This window comes from Marinobacterium ramblicola (genome assembly GCF_019084545.1).
In the GTDB taxonomy this organism is placed as follows: domain Bacteria; phylum Pseudomonadota; class Gammaproteobacteria; order Pseudomonadales; family Balneatricaceae; genus Marinobacterium_D; species Marinobacterium_D ramblicola.
In genome coordinates, this window is sequence record NZ_JAHREP010000055.1 from 1 (window position 1) to 4,360 (window position 4,360).

General features: G+C 49.6%; 4 protein-coding genes. 3 read left to right on the top strand and 1 reads right to left on the bottom strand.

Features of this window, described 5'->3' with window-relative positions; translation table 11 throughout:
* Together KQ940_RS22475 and KQ940_RS22480 are read left to right on the top strand one after the other, a co-directional pair.
* Positions 1 to 2,244: LysM peptidoglycan-binding domain-containing protein (locus tag KQ940_RS22475; protein WP_217416887.1), on the top strand; the 2,244-nt coding region annotated here is incomplete at its 5' end.
* 86 nt (positions 2,245 to 2,330) lie between these two features.
* A complete protein-coding gene (locus tag KQ940_RS22480; protein ID WP_217416888.1) occupies positions 2,331 to 3,041 on the top strand; it encodes a tetratricopeptide repeat protein in 711 nt (236 codons plus the stop codon).
* A 273-nt stretch (positions 3,042 to 3,314) separates the two neighbouring features.
* Here KQ940_RS22480 and KQ940_RS22485 read toward each other — a convergent pair whose 3' ends face one another.
* Positions 3,315 to 3,458, bottom strand: coding sequence for a hypothetical protein (locus KQ940_RS22485; RefSeq protein WP_217416889.1), 144 nt, complete (start codon positions 3,456 to 3,458; stop codon positions 3,315 to 3,317).
* A gap of 70 nt (positions 3,459 to 3,528) precedes the next feature.
* On the opposite strand from KQ940_RS22485, the gene KQ940_RS22490 reads away from it, so the two are divergent.
* The gene (locus KQ940_RS22490; protein WP_246590270.1) at positions 3,529 to 4,242 is read left to right on the top strand and encodes a transposase; all 714 of its coding nucleotides are present in this window, start codon (positions 3,529 to 3,531) and stop codon (positions 4,240 to 4,242) included.
* Positions 4,243 to 4,360 lie beyond the last annotated feature (118 nt).

Genomic DNA, 4,360 nt, shown 5'->3' on the forward strand with positions numbered 1-4,360 from the left:
GGCCGCCTGACCGCCGACACCCACGTGGTGTACGACGAAGGCGACATCATCGGCTCCACGCTGCCGAACTTGAAGTCCGATCCGGATGATGGGGGATGTGGCGGGTTCCTGGCGATTATTATCACTATCGTGGTCGCCATTATTGCCTTCTATACGTTGCAGCCCCAGCTATTTGCAGCGCTGCAAACCACGCTTGGTGCGACAGGTGCGTACATCGCATCGGCAGCGATTACCGCCGCCGTTGCATCGGTTGTATCCCAAGGCATCCTGATCGGCCTGGGTTACCAGGACGAGTTCAGTTGGAAACAGGTGGCGGCCGATGCGGTTAGCGCGGCGTTCTCGGCAGGTGCCGGGGTTGTTGCGGGTACCGCTGGCAAACTAGCCCAGGCAGGGAAAACCCTGCAGTACGCCAAAGTTGCAACTGCAGCGCTACGCGTGGCCAGTGTTGCCTCCAAACAACTGATCCTGAATGGCAAGATCACCAGCTGGACCAGTCTGGCCGCTGCAGGTATAGGCGGGGCGCTGGAAGCAGGGCAGGCAGAGGCTATGGGTAACCTGAACAGAGTTGGAGCCAATACAGCAGAAGGGGCGCAATATCTACAACAGATCCAAACGCTGAGCCAATATCAAACCGCATTGGAGTACGCGACGCCTTGGGTGCAACTAGCCGAAACCTCGGTCCGTAACGATGGACAATTGCAACCGGGTGATTGGGTTGCAGCGGTAGGCGGGACCCTGGATACCGCTCTCACTTCGGGATTGGGCATTGACAACATAGCGGACCCACTCAAGAAGCATCTGGCCCAACAGGGACTCAATGCTGCGATTGGTGGTGCTATGAGCCTATACGACAAGGACGCGGCATTGGGTTGGCTGCAAAGTGAGGTGGGCAAGGACTTCGATACCTACCTGAGAAACGCCACCCGCCTAAGCGTGATGGATGCCCAGATGCAAGGTGTGGCCAGTGATGAACTGGCCGGCAGTATCCTGGCGAAGCCGGATAATAGGATGGGCGTGTTGGTTGCCAACGATCCGGATGAGATCGAGCGGATCAACCAGCAGATGGCTCAGGCACCAACAGGGGCTGGAGTAGAGAAAGCTGATTTCGCAGCGTTTGAGGAAGTGATTATTCGCCCAGATCCTCTGCCAGAAGGCCGTGCGAGAGGATTCCATCCGGAGGGGGTAACCATTGATGAATCCGGAAGCGTCTCCTACAAGATTGGCGAGGGCGACAATCTCTCCACGATTGCGCAGGGGCTAGGTTCGACGGTCGAGGAACTGGCTGCCTACAACAATATCGATAACCCTGATCTGATCATTGCAGGCCAAACGCTTCGCAAGCCGCCGGTTGGGTATGCTGACTATGGGGAAGTATTATCTCAGCGACAAACACAGGCGGAACTAGGTGGGGCTGGTAGCGCTGATCCTCAACTTAATCCAGAAAAATACGCAGAAGGGGGTGTCGCCGACCCAAGCCTAAATAGTCGATACGTCACTATGAATGGTAGAAATGGAAAGTCGCCACTTTATCAAAGAATATTTAGTGATGAAGGGGGTAAGGGAGGTCAGATTACGCGCTCTCCGTTCGATTCTCGTGAGCTAAGTAAGTCACGGGCCTTTGATAGTGGTCTTGAAGTGAAAGTGGCTGAAATGACTTTCTTTGAAACTGGAAATTCATATACAAACAGCATCGGGATTACTTTTGAAAACGCAGCAGCATTGAAGGGGGGCTTTGTTGTAAATAAGGATGGTATTAATGCGAACATATCAGCTAACGCTCTCGCCCAAACCAAATACTTCGAGGAGGACTTTGGTGTTGGGGTTGGAACTGTTAAAGTTTCGGGACAGACGGTTGGAGAAGCAGGTGCGAATGCCAATTTTGTGATAGGTCCCGCCAAATATGCCTCTGGCAGTGTAGACAGAGTTAATATTTCCGCTGGCGCGAAAGCGCAAGCGGTGGCAATCCAGTATTCTGGTGATTTTAAGTCAAACGAATATAGTGTTGGCCCATTTGATATGTCTGCTTCTGGCCATGGAGAAATTAATGTGGTAGGTATCGGAGGGAAACTAGAAGGCGGAATTAGACAAACTCAAACAGGCAGCTGGAAGTTGACTGCGGGTGCTGGCTTGACACCTTTAGTAGGTGGTAGTCTGAAAGGAACGCTAGAGGTAAAGTTTAACCAGCAATGGATTGATGATAATACGAAGTGGGTTCGCTCAAAATATGATGAACTCTTTAAGTAGGGCGAAAACGGATTTCTATGTGGAGGTTTTGTTTCGTGTTAAGGTGTGTGCTATTTATCATTATGATGATGTTCGGAACGGTTGTGATGGCATTTGATAAGGAAGAATTTGTTCGTGACATAGAGCATGCAAAATTGCTTGCGTTGCAAGGTAAGGCCGATGAGGCAATTAACTATTGGCGTGGAAAAAGAAACGAGTATTCCGGTGTCGGCGGGCAATATGAATATCAACTTGGCACACTATACCTCGATAACACGACAGAATACGATAAGGCGATCTTGGCATACGAAGATGGTCTGAAAATTTCACCGCCTTATCCACGACTTTATATCGGTATGGCTTTGGCATATATAAACAAGCACGACTATAGCGAGGCTAATTTTTGGGCTGATCGTGCTGTGCAGGAATACCCAAATTGGTGGTTGGGATACCATACAAAGTCTCAAATTGCATGGAATGTCGGCGATTATACGCAAGGGGTTGAAATGGCGCGTGAATCGTTGCGTAAGGAAATGAATGGCGCTGGATTTTATGTTTTAGCAGTTTCTTCGTGGGGGCTGCGTGACTATGAAACAGTAGCAAAGTCCGTGGAAGCTGCTATAAATTTGGAGCCGAGATTTAAGAGCGAACCGAACATTATGATTTTAGCAGCACAGTCATTAGCATATCTTGGGCGGGAAAAAGATGCGTATGCTACTTTGGATGTACTACAATCTTCTGATCAATACATAAGCAAAAAACAACTCAAGCCATACTATGACCAGATTGAAGAAATTATTCGTGGATATAAGGATTAGCCTGAACTGTTGTCGAGGTGTCCCGTTGTCCCGTCCGGATGTTGTCCCGTAAAATGTAAAAATGGGGTTCGCTCATCAAAAACAGGGCTTTTTTCAAGAAAAATCGGCTGAATATTTTATGAGTTCGGCCGATTTGTCTCAAAATTTCGCTCAGTTGCCCTGCAAATCACCAGCGAGCATTGATATTTCTCTGCTTTTTCATCTGTTCACGCGCAAAGCTGCCTGGAGCGTGCCCATTTTTTCTTTACACCAGTTGGAATTCAGGTCGAGGCGTCATGGGGGCAGGTAGTAACCTCGCAACAACCCTTCCCAGGCCGTGTAAAAATAGGCCTTCCGATAACCGGTCTTGAAGATATCCCTGCCGCACCAGACCTCTGCCGGGGTGCGACCGTTCAGGCGTATAATTGGGTCACCCATTAACCGACCCTTGTAAAGGGAATAATCGAATCCCCTGCTCAGTCATGCAGTATGCAAGGCGTTACTCCTTATGGCCTACCGGAGTCTATTCGCCTGCCTGTTTTTCTTCTGGTCGTGCTGGAAAAGATCCGCAGCAGTCACCCAGCGCGGTAATAACCGCCAGGTTTGCTTCAATTCGGATGAAGACTTGGCGGCTTATGCGCACTGGCTGAAAGAGCTTTCCCAAAAATATTCTGTACAGATTCATGCTTGGGTTTTTATGACCAATCACGTGCATCTCCTGGCTACTTCCATGGAGGAGGGTGGCGCTTCGCGTTTGATGCAATCGCTTGGCAGGCAGTATGTCCGCTATTTCAATCATACCTATCGGCGTTCCGGTACCCTGTGGGAAGGGCGATTTAAATCCTGCTTGGTGCAAATAGAAGAGTACCTTCTTCAGTGTTATCGCTATATTGAGCTGAACCCAGTGCGCGCAGGCATGGTTTCAGATCCATCCGACTATGTTTGGTCGAGCTATCGGTGCAACGCTTTGGGTGTTAAGTCAGATCTTCTGACACCTCATGGGCAATATCTCTGCCTTGGCAAGACAGAAGATGAACGCTTGGCAAACTATCGTGCATTATTCAACGCCCATCTGAATCGAGAAGCGCTTGCGGATATTCAGGATTCCGTTAACAAGGGGCTGGCGTTGGGTAATGAGCGCTTTAAGGAACAGATAGAGGGTAATTTAAAAAGGCGTGTGAGGCCGGGAAGAGTTGGACGACCAACTGGGGAGTATCGGTAACAATCACGTATGCTGTATTGAAATTCGGTAGATTGGATTAGTTGTCAGTGCCGGTTGCTAAAGTCCCCAAAATCGCAACTTGAGATGTCCCCTCCACCGAGGCATCAATAAACCGACT

What these genes read in the sequence shown, in the direction of transcription:
- KQ940_RS22485 (WP_217416889.1), bottom strand. Translation starts at nt 3,458, where the DNA reads ATGGGTGACCCAATTATACGCCTGAACGGTCGCACCCCGGCAGAGGTC.
- KQ940_RS22480 (WP_217416888.1), top strand. Translation starts at nt 2,331, where the DNA reads ATGGCATTTGATAAGGAAGAATTTGTTCGTGACATAGAGCATGCAAAA.
- KQ940_RS22490 (WP_246590270.1), top strand. Translation starts at nt 3,529, where the DNA reads ATGGCCTACCGGAGTCTATTCGCCTGCCTGTTTTTCTTCTGGTCGTGC.